The sequence below is a fragment of the Hymenobacter piscis genome, from assembly GCF_018760735.1.
Classification (GTDB): Bacteria; Bacteroidota; Bacteroidia; order Cytophagales; family Hymenobacteraceae; genus Hymenobacter; species Hymenobacter piscis.
The window spans coordinates 56,847-83,264 of sequence record NZ_JAHHZN010000013.1 but is presented as its reverse complement, the minus strand read 5'-3'; the positions used below and the strand labels follow the sequence as shown (position 1 = coordinate 83,264).

The window sequence follows — 26,418 nt, the reverse complement described above, 5'->3', positions numbered from 1 at the left end:
CAAGAATAAAAACTGTTTATATAAAATTCTTGCCGTTCTTTGTCAAGAATTTATACTTTTAAAGCTGTGTTCTTGACAAAGTATGGCACGTCCCCCTGCTGCCTCCTGGTTGGCTGACTTATGTGCCTATCTGGGGCTGAAAAACTACCAGCTGGCTCAATACCTGCACATCGACCCCACCCAGCTAAGTCGGCTGGCCTCGGGGGAACGGCTGCCAAACATGGCTGTTGAACAAGCTTTAGCCCCGCTGGTAGCCCTGCTGCCCGCTGCATCTGAAGCCGCCCCGGCGCCCGGTTTGCTGCGCCCGGCCTCTGCCCCGCCCGAAGTGCCGGCCCTGGCCCCGCCCGAAGCCGCCCCGCTCGAAGCCCGCCTCGACGAGTGCCGGCACCGGGCCCGCCAGCTGCGCCGCCAGCTGGCACCCCTGCAACAGCAGGCCACCGCCGCCGCCCGCTGGGCGGCCGCCCTGCCGGGGCTGCGGGCCGCCCTGCCGCCCGACCCCGCCACCGAGCCCGACCCGGCCACCGACTGGCCCGCGTGGCTGACCTGGCACCGCCACCGCTGGCTCGCGGCCCGCCCCACCCGGCTCCCGCCCGACCTGAGCGCCCGCTACCACCTGCTGCGCCTGCGCGCCGAAGCCCTCGAAGCCGAAGCGGCGGCCCTCGCCGGGCTGCTGGCCGGGTAGGGGCCCGGGCCGGGGGCACCGCCCGAAAAAAACAGGGGCCCCAGTTGCGTAACTGCCTTATACTGCTAGTTTTGGCGTGTCATGTTTTTCTAACCCTTTATCAGTTTTCCGTTACTTATGGCGTACGATGTGAACACCCTCCAAAACCGGGCGCAGTGCCTGACGGCCAAGGCCAGTCTGGAAGCCGAACTCGACGGCTACCAGAACCGCGACCAGAACCTGGCCTTCCAGGAACGCCGCGAAGGCCGCACCGAAGCTTCGGTGGCCACCCGCCTGGCCTCCGCCACCAACCAGGTCAATTATCTTACCGACCAGCTGGCCCGCCCCGACCTCTCGGCTACGGACCGCCAGCGCTACCAGAACCAGCTCCTGACGGCCAATTACCAGAAAGCCAAGCTGCAAAACCGCAGCGCCGGCAGCGGCGGGGCCGCCGCCTTCCTCGCCGACGTAGACGCCGACCAGATTGACGCCCAGGTGGCCCTGCTCACCGGCGCCATTGCGGCCGTGCAGGCCCGCCACGACGCGCTGCCCGCCTAAGCGCCCCCCACGCGGCCTATCAACAGAACGCCCCCGGCCGGTTTGGTCGGGGGCGTTTTGCCAAAGCGAGAAATACGAACACCTTTCTAAGCTCTAAGCTCTAAGCTCTAAGCTCTAAGCTCTAACACCTAAGCCCTAATACAGCACCCGGAATTTAATCGTGTGCTCCACTTCGCGCAGGGCCTGGATGAGCTCGGGGCCGTATTGCCGGTCCACGTCGGTAATCACGTAGCCGATGTGCTCGTTGGTTTTCAGGTACTGGCCCAGGATGTTGACCGAGTGGGCGGCCAGCACATGGTTGATGCGGGCCAGCACGCCGGGCACGTTGTGGTGAATGTGGATGAGGCGGTGGGCCTGCTGGTCGGGCAGCTGAATGTTGGGGAAGTTGACGCTCTGCTGGGTGTTGCCGGTGTTCACGTACTGCATCATGCGCTCGGGCACGAACTCGGCAATGTTGCGCTGGGCCTCGGCCGTGCTGCCCCCGATGTGGGGCGTGAGCAGCACGTTGGGCAGGCCCCGCAGCTCGCTCTCGAAACCCTCGTCGTTGGTTTTGGGCTCTTCGGGGAACACGTCCACGGCGGCCCCGCCGAGGTGGCCCGAGCGCAGGGCATCGGCCAAAGCCGACACCTCCACCACCGGGCCGCGGGCGTTGTTGAGAAACAGGGCCCCGGGCTTCATGCGGGCAAACTGGGCGGCCCCGAACAGGTGGGTGTTCTCGGGGCGGCCGTCGATGTGCAGGGTCACTACGTCGGCCTGCTCCAGCAGCTCGTCGAGGGTGCGGCACTTGGTGGCATTGCCCAGCTGGAGCTTCTCGGCCACGTCGTAATACAGCACCTGCATGCCTACGGCCTCGGCCACCACCGAAAGCTGGCTCCCGATGTTGCCGTAGCCCACGATGCCCAGCTTCTTGCCCCGGATTTCAAAGGCCCCCCGGGCCGACTTATCCCACTCGCCGGCGTGCATTTTGGGGTTTTTCTCGGGAATGCGGCGGGCCAGCATGATGATTTCGCCCAGGGCCAGCTCCACCACCGAGCGGGTGTTGCTGAAGGGGGCGTTGAACACGGCCACGCCCTTTTTCATGCAGGCCGGCAAATCAATCTGGTTGGTGCCGATGCAGAACGCGCCGATGCCGATGAGGCGGTTGGCCGCGTCGAGCACGCGTTGCGTGACCTGGGTTTTGCTGCGGATGCCCAGGATGCTCACGCCCTCGATGCGCGCTACCAGCTCGTCCTCGTCGAGGCCGCCGGGCACGGTGTCCACCTGGTAGCCTTCGGCCCGGAAGAGCTCGGCGGCGCGGGGGTCGGGGTTTTCGAGCAGCAGGACTTTGATGCGGTTTTTGGGGTAGCTGAGGGTCATCGGGAGCTTGTTCTGGTAGAGAAATTCGTCGAAGGAAGGCAGCACTTCATCGGCCTGGGCCACCACGGCGGGGCGGCTCACGTTTTCGGTGAAGGCGTAGAAGCGGTCCGCCAGGCCGGCCTCCCGGATCTGGTAGTCGGTGTAGCCGTCGCCGAGGGCGTAGACGGGGCCGTGCAGGTCGAGCAGCTGCAGCTGGCGGATTTTGCCCCCGTCCTGGCTGAGCGGGTTGGCGGCGTCGAAGCCCGTGATGCGGTCCTCGGCGTCGAAGGTAAAGGTGTTGGCCAGCACGAACTCGGGGCGGATGCCGAACTCGCCCACCACGGGCTCAATGAACTCGCGGAAGCCGCTGCTGACGATGTACACCCGGCCCGGAAACTGCTCGAAGAAGCCCCGGTTGCGCCGGATGCTCTCCGACACCTTGCCCCGGAGCCGCTCCACCAGCTGCCCGATGTGCGCCCGCCGGGCCGGCAGCAGCGCCAGCCGCTCCCGCAGCGACTCCGAAAACTTGAGCTCCCCGCTCATGCCCCGGTCGGTGAGGGCCCGGATCTGGCCCACGATTTTTTCGCGGTCGGGGGAGCCTTCGAGGGCAATGTCGGCGAGTTCATCGAGGCCTTCGACCTGGGTGAAGGTGCTGTCGAAATCGATGATGAGGTAGGGGAGTGGTGCGGGGTTGTCGGGCATAGCGGGGGCAAGGTAGGGCGCGGCGGCCAATGCTCCACCAGCACGCAGTGCCGGGTTCTACGATTTCCAACCCGCAATGGCTCGATTCAGTCCTCGTAGAACTCCAGGGGCAAGCCGTCGGGGTCTTCGATGAAGGTGAAGCGGCGGCCCGTGAACTTGTCGGTCCGGACGGGCTCCGAGGCCACGCCGTGGGCCGTGAGGTGGCGCACGGCTTCGTCCATATCGGTCACGGCAAAGGCCAGGTGGCGCAGGCCGGTGGCCTCGGGGCGGGTGGGGCGCGGCGGCGGCGCCGGAAACGAGAACAGCTCGATGACGTACTGCTCGCCCAGGGCCAGGTCCAGCTTCCAGGAGTCGCGCTCGGCCCGGTACACTTCCCGCAGCACGCGCAACCCCAGCACCTCGGTATAGAACCGTTTGGAGCGGGCGTAGTCGGAGCCGATGATGGCGATGTGGTGGAGGTAGCGCAGGGGCAGCATGGCAGCGGGGGCAGAAGGGCCGGGAAAACTCGCTTAATCGACCCGCCGGCTGGTGGCGGCGGGCAGCCAGGCGTGGTGGTGGCAGTTGGCGCAGCGAGCCTCGGCCCGGGCGGCCAGCTCCCGGACCGTGCCGCAGCGGGCGCAGGCGTGGGGGCCGGCGGTGGCGGCCCGGGGGCCGGCTTCGGTGAGCCGCTCGGGCCAGAGGGGCAGGCCGGGCCGCACGGCCTCGTCCTCGAAAAAATACACGCTGAACTCGCCGGTGGCCTCAATGTAGGCCCGCCGCACCTGGCCCAGGTGTTCCACGTGCTGCTGGCGCAGCTCGCCGAACAGTTCCTTGAGCGTGAGCTGCTGGGAACGAAAGTTTTGCTGATGAATCACGCCGTCTTCCACCAGCAGTACGGGCCGGCCTTCCAGCCAGTCGGAGAAGCCGGGGAATCGCTCGGTGAGACGGTTGAAGAGCACGTACAGGGCCGTGACAGCCATAAACACCACGGCGGCCGGCAGCAGGGGCGTGTCTTCGTAGAGCATGGCGTCGCCGGCGGCCGAGCCCAGGCCCAGGATGATGCTGAGCTCGAAAATGGACAGCTGCCGCACCCCGCGCCGGCCCATAATACGCAGCGCCCCCAGGATGAGCAGGTAGGTAAATCCGCACCGGAACAGGGTTTCCAGCAGAAACGACCAGGAGCTGGTATCAGCCCACCAGATGCGGGCCCAGTCGAAGGGCGTAACGGGAGCTTGGGGCATTGCTTTGGTTTTTGGTTTATGGTTTTTGGTTTGTGGCCTGCCGTGGATAATTGGATATAGTAGTCAGACCAAAAACCACCCACCAAAAACCATAAACCAGACTCAGGAAGGCCAGGCGTCGGGGGCGGGGGGCGGCACCAGGGGCTGAACCAGGTGGTAGGTGGTGGGCGCGAAGCCCATGGCCGCCCAGAACTGCCGGGCCCCTTCGTTGGCCACGGCCACCTGCAGCTCCAGGTGGTCGGCGCCTTCGGCCAGCAGCCAGGTTTTAGCCGTGCCGAACAGGGCCCGCCCGATGCCAAGGCGCCGGAAGGCCGGGCGCACCAGGGTTTCGGCCAGGTAGCCGCGCCGCTTGTAGTGCAGGCCGTGGTGGCCGATCTGGTACATGGCAATGAGCATTCCGGCCAGGCCGTCGGGGGTTTCGGCCACGAAAAAGCGCGTGTATGGCTCCCGCAGGCGGTGTAGCAGCATTTGCTTGAGTTCTACCTGGGCCCGGCGGTGGTAACCAAAAACGGAATGGTAGTGCGCGTGCGCGTCCATGAGTTCGGCCCAGAGCAGGTACACGGCGTGCAGGTCGGAACGGGTGGCCGGGCGGATGTGCATGGGGCAGGGTGGGGAAAGCGGCGAGGCGGCAAGTTGGGCATCCGGCGTCGGAAACCAAACCCCTAAGCTAGGCGCTGGCCTGGTTAAGCTGGTGCCTATCGGCCTCGCTGAGGGGGAGCTGCATGGCCTGGAGCAGGTCCGCAACCTGGGCCGGACTGGTGGCCGAGGCGATGGGGGCCGTGAGGCCGGGGCGGGCCATAATCCAGGCCAGGGCCACCTGGGCGGGGGAGGAGCCGGCGTGGCGCTCCACCACGGCATCGAGGGCGGCTAGGATGGCGCGGCCCCGGTCGTTGAGGTATTTGGGGCCGATGCTGCTGCCGCGCACGCTCTGGCTCAGGTCGGCCTCGGTGCGGTACTTGCCCGTAAGAAAGCCCGAGGCCAGGCCGAAGTAGGGAATGACGCCCAGACCGTACTCCTGGCAGAGCGGCAGCAGGTCTTGCTCGAGGCTTTGGCGGTTGTAGAGGTTGTACTCGGGCTGGAGGGTTTCGTAGCGGGGCAGGCCCTGGGCGGCGCTGGCCTCCAGGGCGGCGCGCAGGCGGGCGGCCGAAAAGTTGCTGGCCCCGATGGCGCGCACCTTGCCTTCCTGAATCAGCTCGGCGTAGGCTTCCAGCGGCTCGGTCACGGGGCGCTCCTCGCCGTCCTGGTGGCTTTGGTAGAGGTCGAGGTAATCGGTTTGCAGGCGCCGGAGCGACTCTTCGACGGCCGTTTTGAGGTAGGCCTTGCCCAGCCCCTGGCGGCCGTCGCCCATTTTCATGCCCACTTTCGAGAAAATCAGCACGTCGTCGCGGCGGCCGCGCTGCCGCAGCCACTTGCCAATCACGGTTTCCGACTCGCCGCCCTGGTGGCCCGGGGCCCAGGCCGAGTACACGTTGGCCGTATCGATGGCATTGCCGCCGCCATCTACAAAGGCATCGAGCACGCGGAAGGACGCGGGCTGGTCGGCCGTCCAGCCGAAGACGTTGCCGCCCAGCACCAGGGGCGCAGTTTGCAGGCCGGAGCGGCCCAGTTCACGGTGTTGCATGGAGAAGGGTAAAACGGGGTGGCAGAACGCGGAGTAAACTCCGGGCCCGACCATTGGGTTACCGAAACCTGTTAATTTGGTCGGCCACCAATTCTTGTCCGCGATGCCCAGAAGGTCTTTCCTGCTGATTCCGGGCCTGCTCCTGCTGCCCTGGCTGCCCGCCAGCAGCGTCCGGCAGCAGGCTCCCACCCTGACTCAACGTGATTTTGAACCCTTTTTTCGGCGCCAGGGCGTGGAAGGATCTTTTCTACTCTACGATGCCCCGGCCCGGCAATTCGTAGCCTACCGGCCCGACCGTTGCCGCGAAGGATTTCTGCCCGCTTCCACCTTCAAAATTCCCAACACGCTCATCGGCCTCGCTACCGGGGCGCTGCGGGATACGGCCGAAATCTGCCGCTGGGACGGCATAGCCCGCGACTTCCCGCAGTGGAACCAGGATATGCCGTTTGCCCGGGCCCTGCGCGTGTCGGCGGTGCCCTGCTACCAGCAGCTGGCCCGGCGCATTGGGGTGCCTGCCTACCACAGGTGGCTGCGCCGGCTGAACTACCCCGGCATGGTGGTCACGGCAAGCACCCTCGACACGTTCTGGCTCGATGGCCGGTCGCGCATCACGCAGTTTGAGCAAATCGATTTCCTGCGCCGTCTTCAGGCCGAAGAGCTGCCCGTTGCGAAGGCGCACCAGCGGGCCGTAAAGCAGCTGCTGATCCTGAAAAAAACGCCTCGGTACACGCTCTACGGCAAAAGCGGCTGGCGTTTCCGCTCCGCCCGCAACGCCGACAGTGGCTGGCTGGTAGGCTGGATTGAACGCCCCGCCGGCCGCAGGGCCTTTTTCGCCCTTCACGTGAAGCCTACGGGGGACCAGCCCGCCGACGACCGGTTCAGTGGCAGCCGCCGCCTGATTACCGAGGCCCTTCTCAGGGAGCTAGGATGGCTGGAATAAGCCGAGGGCGCGGGTGACAATTGCCACATTGTCACCGGCCCGGCGCCGTTATACCCGTTCCAGCACCCGCCAGCCGTGGGCCGGCACGGGCAGGGTGTCGGCTTCGCGGAACAGGAGCTGGTCCTGGCTGAACACGTCCTGCCAGGTGCCGGCCGTGGCGGCGGGCAGGGGCAGATGCTGCGTTGCAGGGCCGATGTTGATGACGCACAGCACGGCGGCCGCTCCTGTGGCGCGCACGAAGGCGTACACCGGCTCCGGCCCGGGCAGGCGGTGCAGGTGGCTGGCCGCGTCGCCGTTGAGCAGGGCCGGATGGCGGCGCCGGAGCCGGAGCAGGCGGGTGTAGAAATCCTGGAGCGGGAAGTCCTGCCAGTCGATGGTATCCTTGTCGAAGAAGGCCAGCCGCTTACGGAGGGCACTTTCCTGGCCCGAGTACACCAGCGGCATGCCCGGCAGCAGGGCCGTAAGCACGGCGAAGGGCAGGGCGTTGGGCCCCAGACGCTCGTACTCGGTGCCGTCCCAGGTGTTCACGTCGTGGTTGCTGGTAAAGTGCATCAGGTACACCGAGGGCGGGTATTTGGCCCGCTCGGCGGCCAGGTACTCATCGATGGCGCTGAGCGGGGCCTTGCCCTCGGCAATGGTATCGAGCAGGTAGTGCAGGCGCAGCCCGAACGTCATGTCGAAAGCCCGCTCCAGCAGGTGGGTATCGGAGTTGAATTCCTCCCACGTCAGGCCGCCGGAAGGGTAGAGCTCATCCCACTCGGCCAGCATGAATACCGGCTTGATGGCTTCGAGCACCGGCCGGGCCTCGTCCCAGAAATCGGTGGGCACCAGGGCTGCCACGTCGCAGCGGTAGCCGTCGATGTCGGCCTCGCGCAGCCAGTAGGCCAGGGCCTCGGTCATGTAGCGGCGCAGGTCGGGGCTCTGGTAGTTGAGCGTCACCACATCGTGCCAGTCGGCCACGGGCGACATCAGCCGGCCCTGGGCGTCGTGCTGGTACCAGTCGGGGTGTTCCGTAACCAGCGGGTTGTCCCAGCTGGTGTGGTTGGCCACCCAGTCGAGCAATACGCGCAACCCCAGGGCGTGGGCCGTTTCCACGAGGTGGCGCAGATCGGCCAGGGTTCCGAATTCGGGGTTCACGCCGAAATAGTCGCGCACGGCGTACTGGCTGCCCAGGCGGCCCTTGCGGGCCACTTCCCCGATGGGGTGCACGGGCATCAGCCAGATAATGCTCACGCCCATGGCGGCCAGGCGGGGCAGGTGGGCCTCAAACGCCCGAAACGTGCCCTCGGGCGTGTACTGGCGGATGTTGACTTCGTAGATGGTCGCCTGGGCGGCCCATTCGGGATGGACGACCTGAAACCGGTGGGCGTCGGGGTGGGGCATAGGAGCAGCGGTGGGGACGGAAGGAGCAATAGAGCGAATGCCTGACATACGAAGGAAGATGGATAACAGGTCAGGGACAGTAACTTCTGATTCAGCCTTCCGGTTTAAAATTCCGGGTCCTCCGCGCCGGGACAACAGGCTGATTGACACACCATTCTTCCACCTTTTCGGCGCAGCCGCTGGTAGTGCTGCCTGGCAACTGGTGGAAGGCAAAGTTATGGTATGCAGGCAGTTGAATTGGGTGAGGCCAGCCAGCCGGCACAGACTGCCTACTCGTCGGAACGGCCGGGGCGGGCCCGTTCGGGGGCGTAGCGGATGCCGCCGAACAGGTAGAGCATCAGGGTACGGGAGTAGCGCAGGCTCAGGGGCGTGAGCAGGGTAGCCGCTAGGGCCACGGCCGCCACGTACACCCACGTATCGGGGTCGTGGAGGAGAAAATACACGGCCATGCCCACGACCAGCATGATGGCGGTGGAAAACACAAAGCTGATGTACATGGCGCCCCAGTAGAAGCCCGGCTCGGGCTCGTAGGCCTGCCCGCAGACGGGGCAATGGGCGGGCATATCCGCGAAACGGGTAACATTCAGGGCGGAGGCACTGAAAAGCGGGCCCTGGTGGCAGCGCGGGCAGCGTTGCTGCATAATGGCCAGGATGGTGGAATCTGGAGCGGCGGGCATAAGCAGGAAGCAGGAAGCGAAAAGCGGTGCACAAAGCTAGGGCCGCGCCGGCCCTCCCGAAAGGGGCAGGTGCGGGCGAATCCGGGACAAATCAACGCACCGCCCGAGGGCTCAGCCGGCCTGCCGGAAGGCTTCCGGCGACTGGCCGGTGTGCTTGCGGAAGTAGCGCCCGAAGTAGGACGCATCCTCGAAGCCCAGCGCGTCGGCTACCTGGGCCACGGTGGCGGCCGAGTGGCGCAGCAGGCGGCGGGCCTCCAGCAGCACCCGCTCCTGCACCAGGGCGCTGGCCGTTTTGCCCAGGTGGCGGCGGCAGAGGGCGTTGAGGTGGTTGGGCGAGAGGTGAAGTAAATCGGCGTAGTGCTGCACGGCGCGCTGGCGGCGGAAGTGCTGGTTGAGCAGGTTGCCGAACTCGCGCAGCTGCTGCTGGGCGTGGCGGGGCTCGCCGGGACTCGGGGCCGGGGCGGTGGCCGGGTAGTGGCGGGCGGCCAGCTCCAGGCAGATGTGCAGGTAGGAGCGCACCACCTCATCCTGCTGGGGCGCGGGCCGGGTTTGCTCGGCCCACATGCGCTCCAGCAGGGGGCGGAGCGCCGCTTCGGTGGCCCCGAGCTGCAACACCGGGGCGTGGCGGTGGTCGAAAAAGGGGTAGTTGAAGAGGCGCGAACCGGGGTAGCGGAAGAGGTAGAAGTCGGCCTCGAAGAGCACCACGTAGCCCTGGGCATCGGCCGAAAGCTGCCAGTGGTGGACCTGGCCGGGCGTCATGAAAAACACGCTGCCCGGCCCCAGCTCGTAGGTCACCAGGTCGATGGTGTGGCTTCCCTGGCCGGCCGTGACGTAGAGCAGCAGGTAAAAGTCGTGGGCGTGGGGGCGACTGATGCCGGGGAAGTTGGCCACGTGCCTGCTAAGCCGCTCCAGGTACCAGGCGCGCCGGGCGGGCCCCTGCGGAAACGATTCGAGCGTGAGAACGGGCAGGGGCATGGGCAAAAGGCTGGCGGTGGCAACGCCCGGGTGTGATGTCGGCTGCCGGGGCAGGTAAAAATAGGCAACCCGCCGAAGTCGGCGGCACGGAGGAGCAGAAGAGCCCGTTCCCTGTGGCGCGCCGTCAGTGCCAGGCAACACCGGTGGCCCGGGCGGCGTATGGTGGCAGGTAACCGATTCCTCTCCTTAACCTGCCAGCTCATGGATAACGCCGCCCGCATCGAACAAACTATTCAGGGTATCTACGACACGTTTGACAACCCCCGTCAGCATCCCGTCGATGCCGGTCTGGGCTATATCGATGGCTGGATTCAGGCCCTCGACGGCCTCGGCGGCTCGGCCCTCACCGGTCTGCAAACCGAGCTGCGCAACCTGCGCGCCCACGTGGAGCGCGACGACCGCCCCGCCATGGCCGCCAGCCTCCAGCTGCTGGGCCAGGAAACTGCCCGCATCGCCCACGACCTGCACAGCTTCACCGACGGCACCGGCGACCAGCTCCGCCACCTCGGCCAGACCCTGGTAACGGCCGCCGGCAACCTGAAAATGTCGTAAGCCAACCGGCCGAGTCTAATTCACTGCGATGAACCGCGCCGCTACTTTCTTCGGGAAGTAGCGGCGCGGTTGATTTTACCGGTTTCGTTGAGTTGTCAGTAGGAGCGAGTGAAGCAGAACGTCAGTCTAAATAGCCCGTCGTCTTAGCCAGAACGTTATTTTAACCAGAACGTCATTCCGAGCGGAGCCGAGGAATCTCGCGTGCTGACGTTGAGTTACTACTGCAACCGTCAGCACGCGAGATTCCTCGGCTCCGCTCGGAATGACGTTCTTTCACTCCTCACTCCTCAATACCCCGCTGCGGTATCGTCGCCGCGGGGGTCGGCACCGCCTTCCAACTGGCCATTGGGCAGCACCTGGATTACTTCTACCCGGCCCCAGGCATTGCGCGAGTTGAGCTGGTAGCCGCGGGCGCGGAGGGTGTCCTGGGCGGCGGGCAGCAGGGCGCCGGCTTCCACGTCGAGCTGATCGGGGAGCCACTGGTGGTGCAGGCGGGGCGCGGACACAGCCTGCTGGGCGTTCTGGCCGTAATCCACCACGTTCAGGATGGCCTGCAGGACGCTGGTGATGATGGTGCTGCCGCCGGGCGTGCCCACCACCAGGGCCAGCTTCTTATCCCGGGTCAGGATGGCGGGCGTCATCGAGGAGAGCATCCGCTTGCCGGGAGCAATGGCGTTGGCCGTGCCGCCCACCAGCCCGTAGGCGTTGGGCGTGCCGGGCTTGCTGCTGAAATCGTCCATCTCGTTATTCAGGAGGAAGCCCGCCCCGGCCACCACCACTTTGCTGCCGTAGGCCCCGTTGAGGGTGGTAGTGCAGCTCACGGCATTGCCCCGGGCATCCACGATGTTGTAGTGGGTCGTCTGGTCCGATTCGTAGGCGGGCAGGCCGGGGCCGGCTGCTACCTGGGCGCTGGGCGTGGCCCGGTAGGGCAGGGTGGAGGCCATGCGCCGCTGGTTGTAGGCAGGTTCGAGCAGTTGAGCCACCGGCACCCGCCCGAAATCGGGGTCGCCGAGGTAGGTGGCGCGGTCGGCGTACACGCGGCGCTGGGCCTCGGTTAGCCAGTGCGTGGCCTGGGGCGAGTGCCAGCCGGCGGCGCGCAGGTTATAAGGCTCCAGCATTTGCAGCAGTTGCAGCAGGGCCACGCCCCCGGAGCTGGGCGGCGGAAACGTGAGCACCTCGTAGCCCCGGTAGCGGCCGTGCAGGGGCGTGCGCCACTGGGGCCGGTAGCCCGCCAGATCCGCCGCCGTTATCAGCCCCTGGCCGCGCTGCATCTCGGCCACGATGAGCCGGGCCACGGGGCCGGTGTAGAAGCCGTTGCGGCCCTGGTCGCGGATGTATGCCAGGGTGCGGGCCAGGTCAGGGTGGTAAATGGTTTCCCCCGCCTGCCAGGAGCTGGCTTTCAGGTAGGCGCTGGCGGGAGTGAAGCGGGCGAAGTCGGCGCGGGTGCGGTTGAGGCCGGCCGCTTCCTTTTCCGTCAGCTTCAGGCCCTGCATGGCCAGCTGCACGGCCGGTTCCACCACGTCGCGCCAGGGCAGTTGGCCCCGCTTCTGGTGCAGCTCCCACATGCCGGCCACGGTGCCCGGCACGCCGGCGGCGCGGTGGCCCAGGGTGCTCAGGTCGGGAATGACGTTGCCGGCCTTGTCGAGGTACATATCCCGGGAAGCGGCGGCGGGGGCGGTTTCGCGGAAATCCAGGGCCCCTTCCTGCCCATCGGCCCCGCGGTAGAGCAGAAAGCCCCCGCCCCCGAGGTTGCCGGCCGCCGGCAGGGCCACGGCCAGGGCAAACTGCACGGCCACGGCCGCGTCGTAGGCATTGCCGCCCCGCTGCAGCATCTCCACCCCGATGCGCGTGGCTTCGGGGTGGGCCGATACCACCAGCGCGTGCTCGGCCACGACGGGCGTGGCCGCCGGAACGGGGGCAGCCAGCGTAGCCGCGGCGGTGCCGGTTGGGCGGGAGGAGGACGCAGGGGGCGAAGTGGTGCAGGCAGCCAGGGCGGCCAGCAGCAGCAGGAAGGCGGAGCGGTTCATCGGGAGTAAAGATACGGGCCCCCGCCGGGCGGGCGGCCCCCGCCGGACCGGAGCCCGTAACCGTGCCGGCCACCCCGGTTCCGGCCGGCAAACCAGGCCGGAAGCGGGGCGAAGAAGCCAACGGGCAACCAGTACCGGCTAACCGGCAATCAACCCCGACCCGGTAATCCGCGTAGCTTTGGCCTGAATCTGACCATGCCCGTGCTATGACTTCCGAACCGTTAGCCCCCGTTGCCTCCGAAGAATCCCCGGCCCGCCTGCCCCTCGTGCAGCACGACCCCTGGCTGGCCCCCTACGAGCCGGTGTTGCTCCGGCGCCAGGCGCGGCTGGAGCAGCGGCTGGCCGACATTCGGGCCGAATACGGCTCCCTAAGCAAGTTTGCCTCCGCTCACCAGCGCCTGGGCCTCAACTACGACGGGCGCCGCCGGGGCTACTGGTTCCGGGAGTGGGCCCCCGCCGCCCAGGCCGTGTCGCTCATCGGCGACTTCAACGGCTGGGACCGGCAGGCCACCCCGCTCACCCGCACCGCCGACGGCGTGTGGGAAGTTTTTCTGCCCGATAAGGAGTACCAGGACCGCCTCACCCACTACTCCCTCTACAAGGTGCACGTGGTGTCGGGGCGCGGGGCGCAGGACCGTCTGCCGGCCACCCTGCGCCGGGCCGTGCAGCACCCCGACACCAAGGACTTCGCCGGCCAGGTCTGGAAGCCGGCGCAGCCCTTCGTCTGGACCGACCAGAAGTTCCGGGTGCCCAACGCGGTGCGGGAGCCCTTCATTTACGAGGCCCACGTGGGCATGGCTTTGGAAGAAGGCAAGGTGGGTTCCTACCTCGAATTCGCCGACCAGATTCTGCCCCGCATTCAGGCCGCGGGCTATAACTGCCTCCAGCTGATGGCCATCATGGAGCACCCGTATTACGGGTCCTTCGGCTACCACGTGGCCAATTTCTTCGCCGTTTCCTCGCGCTTCGGCACGCCCGAGGAGCTCAAGCACCTCATCAATGAAGCCCACCGCCGGGGTATCGCCGTGCTGCTCGACGTGGTGCATTCCCACGCCGTGAAAAACGAGGCCGAGGGCTTGGCCAACTTCGACGGCTCGGGCCACCAGTACTTCCACGCGGGCGCCCGCGGCAACCATCCGGGCTGGGATTCCAAGCTCTTCGACTACGCCAAACCCGAGGTGCAGCAGTTTCTGCTCAGCAACGTGCGCTACTGGCTGGAGGAATTCCACTTCGACGGCTTCCGCTTCGATGGCATCACCAGCATGCTCTACCACCACCACGGCGAGGGCGTGAGCTTCGGGGGCTACGAGGCCTACTTCGGCCCCGAGGTAGACGAGGATGCTATTCTGTACCTGCAGCTGGCAGCCACGCTCACCCGCGAAATCAAGCGCAGCGCCCTGCTCATTGCCGAGGACATGAGCGGCATGCCCGGCCTGTGCCGGCCCCTTGAGGAAGGCGGCATCGGCTTCGATTACCGCCTGGCCATGGGCATCCCGGATTACTGGATCAAGCTGCTCAAGCACACCCGCGACGAAAACTGGAACCTCCACGACCTCTGGCACGTGCTCACCAACCGCCGCGCCGGCGAGAAAACCGTAGCCTACGCCGAAAGCCACGACCAGGCCCTGGTAGGCGACAAAACTCTGGCCCACTGGCTTTTTGATCAGGCCATTTACGAGCACATGCACCAGGACGACCCCGATCCCGTGGCGGCCCGGGGCGTGGCCCTGCACAAGCTCATCCGCCTGGCCACGCTCAGCCTGGGCGGGGAGGCCTACCTGAACTTCATCGGCAACGAGTTCGGCCACCCCGAATGGGTCGATTTCCCGCGGGAAGGCAACGGCTGGAGCCACCACTTCGCCCGCCGCCAGTGGAACCTGGCCGACAACCCCGACCTCAAATTCCGGTTCCTCCAGCAGTTCGACGCGGCCATGCTGACGATGGCCAAATCCGCCCGCCTGCTGGCTGCCGGCCCCACCCGCCAGCTCCACCTCGACTCTGAGAACCAGGTCCTGGTGTTCGAGCGCGGCCGCCGCCTGTTCGTCTTCAGCTTCCACGTAGACCGCAGCGTGCCCGATTACCGCTTCTTCGTGCCCGCCGTCGGCCGCTACCGCATCGTGCTCAACTCCGACGATGCCCAGTTCGGCGGCTTTAACCGCGTGGACGACGAGTATGTGTACGAAACGTTCGAGGAGGACGGCGTCAACAAGCTCAGCCTCTACGTCACCAACCGCACCGCGCTGGTGCTGGAGCGGCAGTAGTTTTTTTTAGGCTGGTGGGTGTTGGCTGCTGGCTTCCTCCCAATCAAAAGCTATCAGCAGCAGCCATCAGCTCAAAAGAAGTTTTAATGCCGCGTTTTGCGGCCGGATTCGGCCTGCTCCAGGGCGTCGGTGATGCGCTGGGCGCGGGCTTCGGGCTTTTTGGCGCGCTCAATCCACTGGGCCAGCTGCTTGCGCTGGGTGAAGGGCAGGGCATCAAACTTAGGGCGCAGGGCGGCGCGCTCCAGGGCACGGGCCAGGTCCTCGGGCAGGTCGAGGCCGGTGGGGTCGGTATCGTGCTGGAGCACCACGCGCACCGTGTCGGACCAGGTTTTGCCGATGGCGTTGCGCACTTCCTTGCGCACGCTGAACATGTGGCGGAGCTGCTGGTCGCCGCCCTCCAGGGGCACCAGGTTCAGGCGGATGGGGAAGCCATCAACGGTGCCCTGCACGGGCAGCGGGCCCTTGGTGCCGTATTCGTCGGCTACGCTGAAGGGCACGACCACAAACACGCCATTATCGCCTCCGTCCATTTCCAGGGGGGCTTCAAATTCGTGGCGGCGGGGCGAGGAGTCGGGGGAAGTCATGCAGTTGGCGGAAAAAGCGGAGCCACGACGGGGCGGCCCGGTAAGCTGTGTTCGAGCTGGTGAAGAATGGTATTAACGGCCTCCGTATCGGAGGGCGCAATCGTGCGCAGGCGTTCGGGGGGCAGCTGGTACCGTTCGTGCAGGCGGTGGGCTACCTCGTCGGAGGCGGCCAGCACGAGGTCGGCGCGGCGCAGAGCCAGGCGTTCCAGGGCCAGCACCCAGCCCCGTTCCTCGGGGCCGGCCCGCTCCAGGGCCAGATCGTGCACGTGCAGTACCAGGGGGCGGCCCGTTTGCTGGCGAATTTCCATGGCTGCCAGCCACGTGGGCCAGTCCACGGCGTAAATCACGGCAAATTCTTCCAGTAAGGCGCGCCGGGTAGCAAAACGGGCGTACTGAATCACCTGAAAATTGAGGTCGGCGGTGGCGGGCAAATCCACGCCGAGGGCGGCCAGGGCCTCCGAGAGGGTGGCCTGCACCCGGGGCGGTGGGGGCGGTGCCAGCTCGTCGGCGGACAACTCATCGGGGGCAAGGTCGTTGGCGGGCTGGTCCAGGGCATTGGCCTCGCCGGCCTCGGGCTCGGCCCCGTCGCGGGCAAACTCGTCGAGGTTGAGCAGCTGGTCGTGGTCGGGGTTCGGGGCCGCCGCTTCCGCCGGGGCAACCTGCTCAGTGGGCGCGGGGGCGGCGGCCTGGCTGGTGCCCGCGGGGCTGAGCGTAAGGGCCAGCGTAGCGGCGGGTGCGGCGCCGGGTGTGGCACCCAGGTAGGGGGCGGCGGGCGCGTTCCAGGTACCGGCGGAGCCGCCGGGCCGGTCGGCTTCCGCGGCTCCGACGTAGGGGGCGGCCGGGGGGCGCCAGGCGCCGGGGCGCTGGTCCGGACGGGGGCGGGAAGCCAGCGCGTCGGTCAGCGCCAGATCCGCCAGGCCCGTCACGCGGGCACCGGCCGAGTTGGTAAGGGGCGAATCCGGCAGGTGGGGCAGCATCACCGAGAGGGGTGCCAGCGGGGCCAGCTCCTGCACCAGCGGGCGAATGGACGGCACATCGGGCTCCCCGGCCCGAGGGACTTCATTCCAGCCAAGCAACAGAACACGGAAGGCAGCAGGGGTCATAAGCGGATAGCAGAACAGGCGGGAGGCATACCAAAGGATACGGCAAGGTAGAGAAAAAAGGTACCCGCAGCGCCACAGGGGCCGTCCGTCGAAAACTCCGGCGGTGCGCTCCGCCCGAGCCGCCGGCTTGGTTATCTTTGGCGCTTTAGTGGGCCCTACGGGCCGAACCGGCCCGGCTGGTCCTCTCGTTTCCGGCTTTCTTCACCTTCCATTCCGACGTTCCTTTTGCATGGCCGATAGTATCCAGGAAAACAATTACATGGTCAATGACCTGGCCGCCACCGCCAAGCAGGAACAGTACCCCGGGCGGGTCGTGGCGGGCGAGCGGCAGGGCACCGACTTCATTTTCAGCTGCGAAAACGGCGTGCGGCTCAGCCTGCAGGTAATTACCGATAAAATCCTGCGCTTCCGCTACATCACCGAGGGCATCTTCCCGCCCGATTTCAGCTACGCCTTCCCCGAGGGCACGCCCCGCCGCCAGGACCTGGAGTTCCTGGAGTTCAAGGAAAAGCCCGACCACTACCGCATCACCACCGACCGGCTCATCTGCACCGTGGCCAAGGCCGACCTCAAAACCCGGGTGCTCAACCGCTCGGGCCTGGTGCTGAGCGAGGACGAGAAGGGCTTCCACTGGGAGTACGATTACGAGTCGGGCAACGACATTGTGAAGATGAGCAAGCGGGTGCAGAGCGGGGCCCACTACTACGGCCTCGGCGACAAGCCCGACAACATGAACCTGCGGGGCAAGCAGTTTACCAACTGGGGCACCGACACCTACGGCTACCAGAAGGGCTCCGACCCGCTCTACAAGAACATTCCGTTTTTCCTGGCCCTGCACCAGCAGCTGGCCCACGGCATTTTCTTCGATAACTCCTTCAAGGCCAGCTTCGATTTTGCGGCCGAGCGGGCCGACGTGGCCTCGTTCTGGGCCCAGGGCGGGGAGATGAACTACTACTTCCTCTACGGCCCTACGCTGCTCGAAGTCAGCCAGGAGTACACCCGCCTCACCGGCCCGCCCGAGCTGCCCCCGCTCTGGGCCCTGGGCTACCACCAGTGCAAGTGGAGCTACTTCCCCGAGAGCCAGGTGAAAAGTATTGCCCAGGGCTTCCGCGACCGGAAAATCCCCTGCGACGCGCTCTACCTCGACATCGACTACATGGACGGCTACCGGTGCTTTACCTGGAGCCCCACCCACTTCCCCGAGCCCGCCCGCCTGGTGCGCGAGCTGGCCCAGGACGGGTTCAAGACCATCGTCATCATCGACCCCGGCATCAAGATTGACCCCGACTACTGGGTGCACCGCGAGGGCCTGCGCAACGACTATTTCTGCCGCCGCGCCGACGGCCCGCTGATGAAGGGCTCGGTGTGGCCCGGCCTCTGCCACTTCCCCGACTACACCCGCCCCGACGTGCGCGCGTGGTGGGCCGGTTTGTTCAAGGGCCTGATTGAGGAAACCGGCGTGAAGGGCGTCTGGAACGACATGAACGAGCCGGCCGTGTTCGAGAAGGGCACCTTCCCCGACGACGTGCGCTTCGGCTACGACGGCCACCCGGCCTCCCACAAAAAGGCCCACAACATCTACGGCATGCAGATGGCCCGCGCCACCAACGAGGGCGTCAAGCGCTTTGCCTACCCCAACCGGCCCTTCACCATCACGCGCAGCACGTATTCGGGCGGGCAGCGCTACTCCTCCGGCTGGACCGGCGACAACGTGGCCAGCTGGGAGCATTTGTGGCTGGCCAACATCCAGTGCCAGCGCCTGAGCATCTCGGGCTTCAGCTTCATCGGCTCCGATATTGGCGGCTTTATTGATACGCCCGACGGCGAGCTGTACGTGCGCTGGGTGGCGCTGGGGGCCTTCCACCCCTTCTTCCGCACCCACAGCTCCGGCGACCACGGCGACCAGGAGCCCTGGAGCTTCGGCGAGCAATACACCGACTTGGCCCGCAGCTTCATCGAGCTGCGCTACCGCCTGCTGCCCTACATGTACACCACGTTCTGGCAGCACGTGCAGCAGGCCACGCCCATGCTGCGCCCCCTGGCCTTCCTCGACCAGACCGATACCGATACCTACCTGCGCATGGCCGAGTTCAGCCTCGGCGACCACCTGCTGGTGTGCCCCATCACCACGCCCGGGGCCGAGGGCCGCTGGATGTACCTGCCCCGCGGCGACTGGTTCTACTACTGGACCGACGAAGCCCGCAGCGGCGGGGCCGAAGTGTGGGCCGCCGCCGACCTGAGCCGGATTCCGCTCTTCATCAAGGCCGGTGCCGTGGTGCCCATGTACCCGCTCCTGCAGTACGTGGGCGAGCAGGTGGTGGAAGAGCTGACCCTGCACGTGTACTACAAGGAAGGCGAGGAATCCAGCGTGCTCTACGACGACGGGGGCGAAGGCTACGGCTACGAGCAGGGCCAGAGCACCACCCGCCGCTTCCGCGTCACGGGCTCAGCCCAGGGCCTGCTGCTCCAGCAGCAAACCGAGGGCGACTACCAGCCCACCTGGCCTACCTACCGCGTAGTGCTGCACGGCCTGCCCTTCCAGGCCACCGCCTTCAGCACCGACGGCCAGCCGGCCCAGGGCCTGGAAGTCACCACCGAAACCGGCCTCACCTGCCCCGCCGTCCTGGTCGGCTCCGCCTTCACCGAGCTGGTAATTGGGTAGCTGATTCGTTGGTTTTTGGTGGGTGGTTTTTGGTTTATGGAAAAGAAGCGCGGCCATCCTGAGGCAGGATGGCCGCGCTTCTTTTCCAACCCCTGATTCAAACCAGACGTTGCCTGCGCTAAAAACCAAAAACCAAAAACCAACACTCACTCCACCACCAACCGGAGCGTGCGGGCACCGCCGCGGACCAGGTACACGCCGGGGCCGAGGCCCGCCGGCAGCGCCAGACTGAGCGGGCCGGCGGGCGGCATGGTGGCCGTTAGCAGTACGCGGCCGGTCAGGTCCAGCAGCTGGACGAGGTGGCCGGCGGGCAGGCCGGCTACCATGACCTGTGCGTGGGTGGGGTTGGGCCAGAGTTGGAATTCGGTGCGCGGGGCGGGTACGGCCACGGTTTGCACCTGGGAGAAGGATTCAGTGCCGTCGTCGTCGCGCTGGCGGAGGCGGTAGTAAGCCAGCGGGCCGCCGTGGGTCAGGAGTCGGGAGTCGGTAAACTCGTAGGTAGCCGCTTGTCCCTGGCCGGGCACCCAGGCCAGCTGCCGGAACGCGGCCCCGTCGGTGGAGACTTCCACCACGAAACCGGCGTTGCGCAGCTCAGTGGCCGTGCGCCAGTTCAGGCGGGCGCTGGTGCCCCGGACTTCGGCCCTGAAGCTCACCAGGGTAACCGGCAGCGGCTGACCAGACAAGGTAAGGGCCGCCGGACTGATGGCGAAGAAGACGTTATCCACGGCCTGCACCTTGAGGCGGCCCTGGGTGGTGGTGGTGGCGGGCAGGCGAATTTCGGCCGCGCCGTCGTTGGGCGTGCTGGCCAGCAGGGTGGTCGGGAAAGTCTGGCCCCCGTCGCTGGAAAACAGGATCTGCACGTTGGCGCAGCTCACCGGGGCCTGGTCGGTACCGAGCACGTCCCAGGTGACATTGTAGAGGCTGCCGGGCCGGACTGTAGCGGCCGTGGCCGGCGCCGTTACCCGAAACGGGCCGGCGTTGGCCACGGTCAGGGCCACGTTGGCCCCGGCTACGCCGCCCCGGTTGTCGCGGGCGGTAAGGCGGAAGTTGAGCGCGCGGGGCACCAGGGGCAGCATTTCTCCCAGGGAGCTGGTATTGCTCAGGATGGCGCTCAGCTGCGGAAACGTGCGGGAGGCACTGGCCACGGGCGCAAAGCTGCGGAACAGCGGCGGGCCGGTGGGGTCGGTGGCCGCGCCCGCCAGACCGCTGGGGTTGCCCAGGTCCAGCTGCTCCCAGCTGTAAGTCAGGGCGTCGCCGTTGGGGTCGGAGCCGCTGCCGGAGAGGCTGAAAGGGGTGCCCAGCGGAATGGTATAGGTGCGGGGCGGCACGCTCAGGGTGGGCGGCTGGTTGCCGGTGCTGGTGAGCGTGCCGCAGGTAAGCTTCGGCATAATGGCGCTCAGACTGCCAGCGTGGAAAAAGATGATACCGTCGCCCACGTTGTCGGGCGCGCAGCGCTGGTCATACGACATGACGGTGTTGCCGGCCCCCGGCTCGTAAGCCAGCAAGTCGCTGCGGTTGCCTCCGCTGCAGTTGCCCTGGTCGCCGTTGAAGGTGTGGCCGGAGCCCAGCTGGTGGCCGATTTCGTGGCGAACTACGGTATTCATCAGCCCGTCGGAGCTGGCCGTGGAGGCCCCGCCGCCCTTGCCCCACTTCTGGGTGGAGGCTGAGCAGACCACCCCCACGTAGGCCACGCCCGAGTAACCGCCGCCGGAACGGCCCAGCACGTGGCCCAGATCGTAGTTGGCCAGCCCAATAGCATTGTTGAGAACGGCCGCGTTGGCGTCCAGCAGGGCCGAGGGCGAGGCGTTATTGTAGGGGTCGGTGGCGGCGTCCAGAAAGATGAGCTTATCGTTGTTACCCACCAGTTGCAGCCGGAGCGCGAATTCCCGCTCGTACACCCCGTTCAGGGAGTTCACGAGGCTATTCAGTTTGTCCATAGTGCCCGCCACGGTACCGCCCCCGAGCTGCTGGGTGTATTCGCCGGTGGTGGCAATGGCTACGCGCAGGGTGCGCAGCTGGCTGCCGTAGGGGGCGGGGGGGAACGGGGGCGTGCCGCCCGCCGGGCGTTCCGGGGCAGTACCCGGGGGCAGCAGGGCCTGGCAGTCGAACGGGGCTGTTGCTTCCGGGCTGACCCGGTAGAGCGTTTCAGTAGCAGCAGTTTCGGCCCGGTCGATGTTGATGACGGCGCCGGCCGCCGTGAGCAGCTGGGCGTGCAGGCCGGTGGGCGTCCATTCCAGGCGCACGGTGGCGGCCGGGTCATCGAGGGCGCGGCCCGCAAACGTGTGAATGCGGGGGTAGCGGGCGGCCAGGGCCGGGGCCATCACCGACACCGGCGTGAGGGCATAGCGGTGCAGGGTGCCATCGGGGTGGGGTAGTTCCAGCACCGGGACGGCGGCCGGCGGGCTCTGGGCCGGCACCCGGGCCAAACGGGCGGCCAGCTGCACGGTATCGAGGCGGAACCAGCGGGCGGGCGGCCCTGCGGCGGGGCCCCGCTGGGCTGGCGCGGGCGCGGGTTGCCAAAGGGCCGGCGTAGGCTGGGCCCGGGCCGGAACCAGGGGAAGCAGGAGCGAGCAGGCGCCGCTGAGCAGCGCCAGGAGCCAGGGTTTTGGTTGCATAAAACAGAGCAGAAGAAAGGAGCGGAACACCTGTCTGCGCCGACGTGCAAACGGGAAACAGACCCGCAAAACAACAACAATCCACTCCCGCAACACCCAGCCAGGCCAGGGTAAGTGGCAGCTGCTCAGGGATAAGTATAGCTTAATATCGGAAATATTAAATATTAAACCGGATTTCCACCCTTATGTCAACTGTCTCCCCGCTGAATTCAATACATAATTTTGGCTTTCTCCTTTTCCAGAAACCCGTCAGTGCCCTGACGCTCGTCTCCAAAACACACGCACAACGGCGTCGGGGGGCAGCAGGCCGCTAAAAAAATGCGGCCCGGTCACCAGTGGTGCCGCGCCGCCTCCGCTTCTTTTCTCACTTCTCACTTCTCACTTCTCACTCCCGCACCCGGTCGCGCAGGTACTGGTACACCTCGGGGTTGCTGAGCAGGGTGCCGTGGTGGAGCTTGGGGTAGACGTGGGTGCTGACGAGCAGATCCGGGGGGGCGGCCGGGTCCTGGAAGATGCGGCCGGCGGCGCTGCCCGCGCCCACCAGCCCGTCGCCGAAGTAGTCGTGCAGGGCTGAGGTGGCGGATTTGAGCAGGGAGCCCACCAGGATATGGTAGCGGACCCCGGGCAGGGGCGGCACCACGGTACGGGGCGGAAACAGGTCGTCGGCGTGCTCACTCTGCCAGTCGGCGTCCACCAGGCGGGCGTGGCGCAGGTCCTTGATGCCGTTGCTGCGCTGGTCAAGCAGGCCGCTGATGGCGCGGGTGGGCCAAAGGTTGATTTTGCGCAGTACGAGGCTGGTCAGGTGGCTGTTCTGCTCCAGAAACGACCCGTCGTTGGGCACGCCCAGCAGAAAGACGTCCCGCAGCCGGCTGAGCCAGTTTGGTTGTTGGTTGTTGGTTTTTGGTTGTTGGTTGGTGGTTGTCGGTTGTCGGTTGTCGGTTGTCGGTTGTTGGTTGGTGGTTGTTGGTTGGTGGTTGTTGGTTGCGGGTGTTGGGTTAGTAGCCACCTCCTCACCTGTCACCCCATCACTTGTCACCCCATCACCTGTCACCTCCTCACCTGTCACCCCATCACCTCCATAATAGCCCGCCGAGCGGATAACCAGCCCGCCCATGCTGTGGCCCACGAGTACCAGCTCGCCCACGGCCTCGGGGAAGGTGTTGACGAGCTGCGTGAGAAGCTGGTGGAGCTGGCGGCCGTTTTCGGAGATGTGCAGGCCGGTGTTATAGCGCACGTAGAGGCAGCATGCGTCGGCATCGCGCTGCAGCAGGGGGCCGAAGCGTAGGTCGTCGGCGCCGGAACCAGTCTGCCAGATGATTTCGTCGCCCATGAGCCCGTGCAGAAACACCACCGTTTTGCGCGGCCGGCCGCTGGGGTCCGCGGTCAGTCGCAGGTCGGCCACCGGCACATCGGCCCCGTGGCGGCGGAAGCTGAACTGAATGGCCCGCCGGTCGTGGCGGGCGGCCAGCTGGTCGCCGAAGGCCCCGTTGAGCACCGGCAGCGTGAAATGCAGGTTATCCTGCCCCACGCGGTAAAGCAGGCCGGCCCCGTCGAAGGGGGCGCGGGCCACCCGGCCCACGGCCCGCCCGAAGCGCTGCCAGCGGGAGGGCGCCGCCGGATCGGGGGCGGATGAATCGAGGGCGGGGTCTTGGGGCTCGGTCACGGAGAAGCGGCAAGAAACCGGCGGCGGCCGGCAGTGGGCAGATGGGCAAAAGATACGGCTTCAACGGCCCGCAAAGAAATGGGCCGGCTCAAAGCCCGCTCCTAGCCGGCGGGTGACGGAGAAGAGCCGGCCGGGGGAGGCAGCACCGCCCCGAGGGCTGCCCCGGTGAGCAGCCCGCCTACGTGGGCGGCGTTGTCCGTTGTGTGGGCCTGAAGGCCGCCCACCAGGCTGCCCACCATCAGGTAGAGCACGAACAGCAGCACCGTGTAGCGCTCCGAGCGCGAAAACGCGCCCGGCCGTCGCACCAGGGAGGCCAGCAGCAGCCCGTACAGCCCGAAAATAGCCCCTGAGGCCCCCACCGAATTCACGCCCTGGCTATGCCACCACAGACTGGCCAGGCTACCCGTCACCCCGCACATTAAGTACACTCCCAGCAGCCGCCGCGAACCGGTCAGGCGCTCCGTGAGCAGACCCAGAAACACGAGGGAGGCCATGTTCAGCAGCAAATGGCCCACGCCCCCGTGCAGAAACGTGCTGGTCAGCAGCCGCCAGGGCTGGCCCGGCAGGGTGAGGGGCGAAAAGTTGGAGCCCCAGCGGATGAGGTCGGCGGCGGCTGGCTGCCAGAGGTTGGCCCCGCCCAGCCCCAGCCCCAGGAACCCCACAAGGTTCAGCCACAGCAGCGCCGGCGTGGCCCGGTACCCCGCCCGAAACCCAAACACGCCCTCCAGGGTCCGCTGCAGGCCCCCGCCCGCCGGGGCCGCTGGTCCGGCCGCCACGGGATGCACCGGCGGAGCGGGCGGCTCCGTCAGCTCGGGCACCAGCCCCCGCCGCTGCAACTCCCGCACGGCGGCCTGGCCCACGGCCGGCGGGTACTCGGCGGCGTGGCGGGCCAGGTAGAGCAGCTCGGCGTCGGTTTTGGCGGCGAACAGGGCGGCGGGGGCAGTCGCGGGGTCAGAATCGGGGAGGGCAGCCATGGGCGGTGGGAAAGAGCCGTTGCGGCCTAGGCAGGCCGCGGCAGCGGGTGTGGGGGCCGCTTCACAAACCCTGCCAGCCCCCAACACCTGACAGAGTTACCTTTCGCCCTGCCGGGCGGCCCGGGCGGCCGCCTTCGTCACCACGACCACCGCTCCGGAGTGAGCCCGCGGCCCGAAGGCTGCCAGGGCCTGCTTTTTCTTGATGACGGTAATCTGGGCAATGGAATCGGGCGGCAGGGCATGCACGGGGGCCGGGGCCTCGCCGGTATCCGGGTCACTGGGCAGCAACTCCCCATCGAGCACGTAGAGCGGGTTAAGGTTGCGGCGCGTCTGGGGCAAGGTCCGCACGATGGTGTAGCCGGCGGGAGTAGCCGGGCGGGTTTCGGGAGAGCCCAAGCTGGCCAGATTACCGGCAATGGGGGCTTTACGCGACGGCAGCCCCCGCAGGACCCGCCCGATATCGGCGGCTTCATCGGCCTCGGCGTACGCCGCCTTGGCCTCGGGCAGCTCCGCGCCATTGGCGTAGGCCGAGCGCAGCACCTGCAAAGAGTTGCGGCGCCGCTGCAGGCCCTGCTGCATTTCGGTGAGGCGCTCCTCCATCACGGGCGTCAACGACTGGTTGTAGGCCCGGGCCTTCATAAACCAGCTGATGCGCTCCAGCGTCAGGTCAATCTGCTCCGCAAACACGCCGCTGGCCGAGTCGCCCCGGGCCTGGGCGGTGAGATACTGAGCTGCATTTTCGGCCAGCCAGTAGCGGCGGGCCATGCGGGCGTAGCGGCCGGCGGCGGTGGTATCGGCCCGGTCGGCGGCGGGCAGCAGGCGGCGGGTGCGGGCTACCTGCACGGCGGTTTCCTGCTCGAAACTGGGCAGCTGCCGGGTGCGCACGGCTTCCAGTACAATGGGGCCCGTCGGCTCCTTTTTGGCCGCCACCTCAGGTGCCGGCTTCCGCCCCAGGCCCCACCAGCTCAGCCCGATTATCACCAGCCCCACCACCAGCGCCGGCCACCAGGACGGGAGCGCAAAACCCGCCGCCGGCACTTCCTGGTAGGGGGGTGGGGCAAGAGCCGGGGTTTCGGGGCGGGGCACCAGGGCGCCGCGGCGGCGCAGCTCGCGGCCGGCCTCCGCCACCAGGGAAGGATCGTAGAACGACGGATTCTGTACCAGGTATTGTAGCTCTTCAGTGGGCTTTTGCAGAAAAGAATCGGTGGAGGAAAAAGTAGGCATAGGGAATAAGCGGACAAATACGACGAGAAAACGGCTCTAAATTGGAGAAAATGCTTGGTATTTCCCGTGGCTTCTACCCAACGCTGCTGCCCGCAGAGCGTATAGCCGGGCAGCGGATGGCCTCGCTGTCCGCTGCCCCAAGTCTTCCCTTTCTTTTCCTTAATTGTATCCTCCCATGAAAAATTCGTCCGAAGATTCTCCGCAGACCCCACCCGCCGGGGCCGCCGCTACCATTGCCGACGGCGCCGGGGCCGCTGCTCACGCCCCCGACCCTGATTCGCAGCAACAAGCCAACCCGGAAGCCGCCACTCCGGAAAGCACCCAGGAACATATGGGCGACGGGGCCGGCATCCGGGGCGGTTACGGCGACAGCAGCCAGACCAACGGCCTGGAAGGCAAAGAGTCGGAGGAACCGACTTCCGGCCAGCAGTAGGCCTCGGGCCTTCCGCCGCCAACCCGCGCCGGGTCACGCAACCCGGCTAGATGGTGTACGCGGTTCGGGCAAGTGTCCGGCATCGGGTGTGTACTTCCGGCGCTCTGCTTGCGGGGCGCCGGAAGGGCTGCGGGAAGGCGCTCCGCTGAAAAGGCCGGAACTCCGGTGAGAGGGACTATTGGCTTTTTACTGTGCTTGCACAACGGCCGGACGTTTTCCGCCGTTACTACGGTTCAGCTCCTGAAGCA

22 protein-coding genes are annotated in these 26,418 nt (G+C 66.8%); 7 read left to right on the top strand and 15 right to left on the bottom strand.

Going from position 1 to position 26,418, the window contains the following annotated elements:
• Positions 1 to 82: 82 nt before the first annotated feature.
• Positions 83 to 682, top strand: a complete 600-nt coding sequence (locus KLP40_RS14195) for a helix-turn-helix transcriptional regulator (RefSeq protein ID WP_215594490.1) — start codon at positions 83 to 85, stop codon at positions 680 to 682.
• A 129-nt stretch (positions 683 to 811) separates the two neighbouring features.
• A complete protein-coding gene (locus KLP40_RS14190) occupies positions 812 to 1,219 on the top strand; it encodes a hypothetical protein (protein WP_215594489.1) in 408 nt (135 codons plus the stop codon).
• Between the two features lie 135 nt (positions 1,220 to 1,354).
• Here KLP40_RS14190 and serA read toward each other — a convergent pair whose 3' ends face one another.
• From serA to KLP40_RS14165, 5 genes are all read right to left on the bottom strand, one after another.
• A complete protein-coding gene (serA, locus tag KLP40_RS14185) occupies positions 1,355 to 3,256 on the bottom strand; it encodes a phosphoglycerate dehydrogenase (RefSeq protein WP_215594488.1) in 1,902 nt (633 codons plus the stop codon).
• A gap of 86 nt (positions 3,257 to 3,342) precedes the next feature.
• Positions 3,343 to 3,732, bottom strand: a complete 390-nt coding sequence (locus KLP40_RS14180) for a VOC family protein (RefSeq protein ID WP_215594487.1) — start codon at positions 3,730 to 3,732, stop codon at positions 3,343 to 3,345.
• A gap of 33 nt (positions 3,733 to 3,765) precedes the next feature.
• Positions 3,766 to 4,476: a DUF421 domain-containing protein gene (locus KLP40_RS21655; protein WP_394370036.1), complete on the bottom strand. Its 711-nt coding sequence runs from the start codon at positions 4,474 to 4,476 to the stop codon at positions 3,766 to 3,768.
• 102 nt (positions 4,477 to 4,578) lie between these two features.
• Positions 4,579 to 5,076, bottom strand: coding sequence for a GNAT family N-acetyltransferase (locus tag KLP40_RS14170; RefSeq protein ID WP_215594485.1), 498 nt, complete (start codon positions 5,074 to 5,076; stop codon positions 4,579 to 4,581).
• Positions 5,077 to 5,143: 67 nt separating this feature from the next.
• Positions 5,144 to 6,097, bottom strand: coding sequence for an aldo/keto reductase (locus KLP40_RS14165; protein ID WP_215594484.1), 954 nt, complete (start codon positions 6,095 to 6,097; stop codon positions 5,144 to 5,146).
• A gap of 103 nt (positions 6,098 to 6,200) precedes the next feature.
• Here KLP40_RS14165 and KLP40_RS14160 point away from each other — a divergent pair, with 103 nt between their 5' ends.
• Positions 6,201 to 7,037: a penicillin-binding transpeptidase domain-containing protein gene (locus tag KLP40_RS14160; RefSeq protein WP_215594483.1), complete on the top strand. Its 837-nt coding sequence runs from the start codon at positions 6,201 to 6,203 to the stop codon at positions 7,035 to 7,037.
• Between the two features lie 48 nt (positions 7,038 to 7,085).
• Here the strand turns inward: KLP40_RS14160 and KLP40_RS14155 are convergent, their stop codons facing one another.
• From KLP40_RS14155 to KLP40_RS14145, 3 genes are all read right to left on the bottom strand, one after another.
• Positions 7,086 to 8,420 carry an alpha-amylase family glycosyl hydrolase gene (locus KLP40_RS14155; protein WP_215594482.1) on the bottom strand — a complete coding sequence of 445 codons (1,335 nt, stop codon included), beginning with the start codon at positions 8,418 to 8,420 and terminating at the stop codon, positions 7,086 to 7,088.
• A gap of 269 nt (positions 8,421 to 8,689) precedes the next feature.
• Positions 8,690 to 9,097 (bottom strand): DUF983 domain-containing protein, encoded by a 408-nt coding sequence (locus KLP40_RS14150; protein ID WP_246558863.1) that lies wholly within the window; start codon positions 9,095 to 9,097, stop codon positions 8,690 to 8,692.
• Between the two features lie 111 nt (positions 9,098 to 9,208).
• A complete protein-coding gene (locus tag KLP40_RS14145) occupies positions 9,209 to 10,072 on the bottom strand; it encodes an AraC family transcriptional regulator (protein ID WP_215594481.1) in 864 nt (287 codons plus the stop codon).
• Positions 10,073 to 10,273: 201 nt separating this feature from the next.
• Between KLP40_RS14145 and KLP40_RS14140 the strand changes: the two genes are divergently transcribed.
• Positions 10,274 to 10,624 carry a hypothetical protein gene (locus KLP40_RS14140; RefSeq protein WP_215594480.1) on the top strand — a complete coding sequence of 117 codons (351 nt, stop codon included), beginning with the start codon at positions 10,274 to 10,276 and terminating at the stop codon, positions 10,622 to 10,624.
• 287 nt (positions 10,625 to 10,911) lie between these two features.
• Here the strand turns inward: KLP40_RS14140 and ggt are convergent, their stop codons facing one another.
• Complete coding sequence (gene ggt / locus KLP40_RS14135; RefSeq protein ID WP_215594479.1) at positions 10,912 to 12,651, bottom strand: gamma-glutamyltransferase; 1,740 nt, start codon at positions 12,649 to 12,651, stop codon at positions 10,912 to 10,914.
• A 206-nt stretch (positions 12,652 to 12,857) separates the two neighbouring features.
• On the opposite strand from ggt, the gene KLP40_RS14130 reads away from it, so the two are divergent.
• Complete coding sequence (locus KLP40_RS14130) at positions 12,858 to 14,912, top strand: alpha-amylase family glycosyl hydrolase (protein WP_215594477.1); 2,055 nt, start codon at positions 12,858 to 12,860, stop codon at positions 14,910 to 14,912.
• Between the two features lie 83 nt (positions 14,913 to 14,995).
• Here KLP40_RS14130 and KLP40_RS14125 read toward each other — a convergent pair whose 3' ends face one another.
• Both KLP40_RS14125 and KLP40_RS14120 read right to left on the bottom strand, forming a co-directional pair.
• Positions 14,996 to 15,496 (bottom strand): YdeI/OmpD-associated family protein, encoded by a 501-nt coding sequence (locus KLP40_RS14125; protein WP_215594476.1) that lies wholly within the window; start codon positions 15,494 to 15,496, stop codon positions 14,996 to 14,998.
• Entirely contained in the window at positions 15,493 to 16,599 is a 1,107-nt protein-coding gene (locus tag KLP40_RS14120) for a glycosyltransferase (RefSeq protein WP_215594475.1), read from the bottom strand. The genes KLP40_RS14125 and KLP40_RS14120 overlap by 4 nt, the downstream gene beginning before the upstream one ends.
• 229 nt (positions 16,600 to 16,828) lie before the next feature.
• Here KLP40_RS14120 and KLP40_RS14115 point away from each other — a divergent pair, with 229 nt between their 5' ends.
• Positions 16,829 to 19,261, top strand: coding sequence for a glycoside hydrolase family 31 protein (locus KLP40_RS14115; protein ID WP_246558861.1), 2,433 nt, complete (start codon positions 16,829 to 16,831; stop codon positions 19,259 to 19,261).
• A 146-nt stretch (positions 19,262 to 19,407) separates the two neighbouring features.
• On the opposite strand, the gene KLP40_RS14110 is transcribed toward KLP40_RS14115, so the two are convergent.
• The 4 genes from KLP40_RS14110 to KLP40_RS14095 all read right to left on the bottom strand — a co-directional run bounded on the left by KLP40_RS14110 (position 19,408) and on the right by KLP40_RS14095 (position 25,737).
• On the bottom strand, positions 19,408 to 21,876 hold the full coding sequence (locus KLP40_RS14110; RefSeq protein WP_215594474.1) for a reprolysin-like metallopeptidase: 2,469 nt from the start codon (positions 21,874 to 21,876) through the stop codon (positions 19,408 to 19,410).
• A 385-nt stretch (positions 21,877 to 22,261) separates the two neighbouring features.
• Entirely contained in the window at positions 22,262 to 23,539 is a 1,278-nt protein-coding gene (locus tag KLP40_RS14105; RefSeq protein ID WP_215594473.1) for an esterase/lipase family protein, read from the bottom strand.
• Positions 23,540 to 23,640: 101 nt separating this feature from the next.
• Positions 23,641 to 24,513 carry a rhomboid family intramembrane serine protease gene (locus KLP40_RS14100; RefSeq protein ID WP_215594472.1) on the bottom strand — a complete coding sequence of 291 codons (873 nt, stop codon included), beginning with the start codon at positions 24,511 to 24,513 and terminating at the stop codon, positions 23,641 to 23,643.
• A 96-nt stretch (positions 24,514 to 24,609) separates the two neighbouring features.
• Positions 24,610 to 25,737 carry a hypothetical protein gene (locus tag KLP40_RS14095; RefSeq protein WP_215594471.1) on the bottom strand — a complete coding sequence of 376 codons (1,128 nt, stop codon included), beginning with the start codon at positions 25,735 to 25,737 and terminating at the stop codon, positions 24,610 to 24,612.
• Positions 25,738 to 25,912: 175 nt separating this feature from the next.
• Between KLP40_RS14095 and KLP40_RS14090 the strand changes: the two genes are divergently transcribed.
• On the top strand, positions 25,913 to 26,170 hold the full coding sequence (locus tag KLP40_RS14090) for a hypothetical protein (RefSeq protein ID WP_215594469.1): 258 nt from the start codon (positions 25,913 to 25,915) through the stop codon (positions 26,168 to 26,170).
• Positions 26,171 to 26,418: the final 248 nt, after the last annotated feature.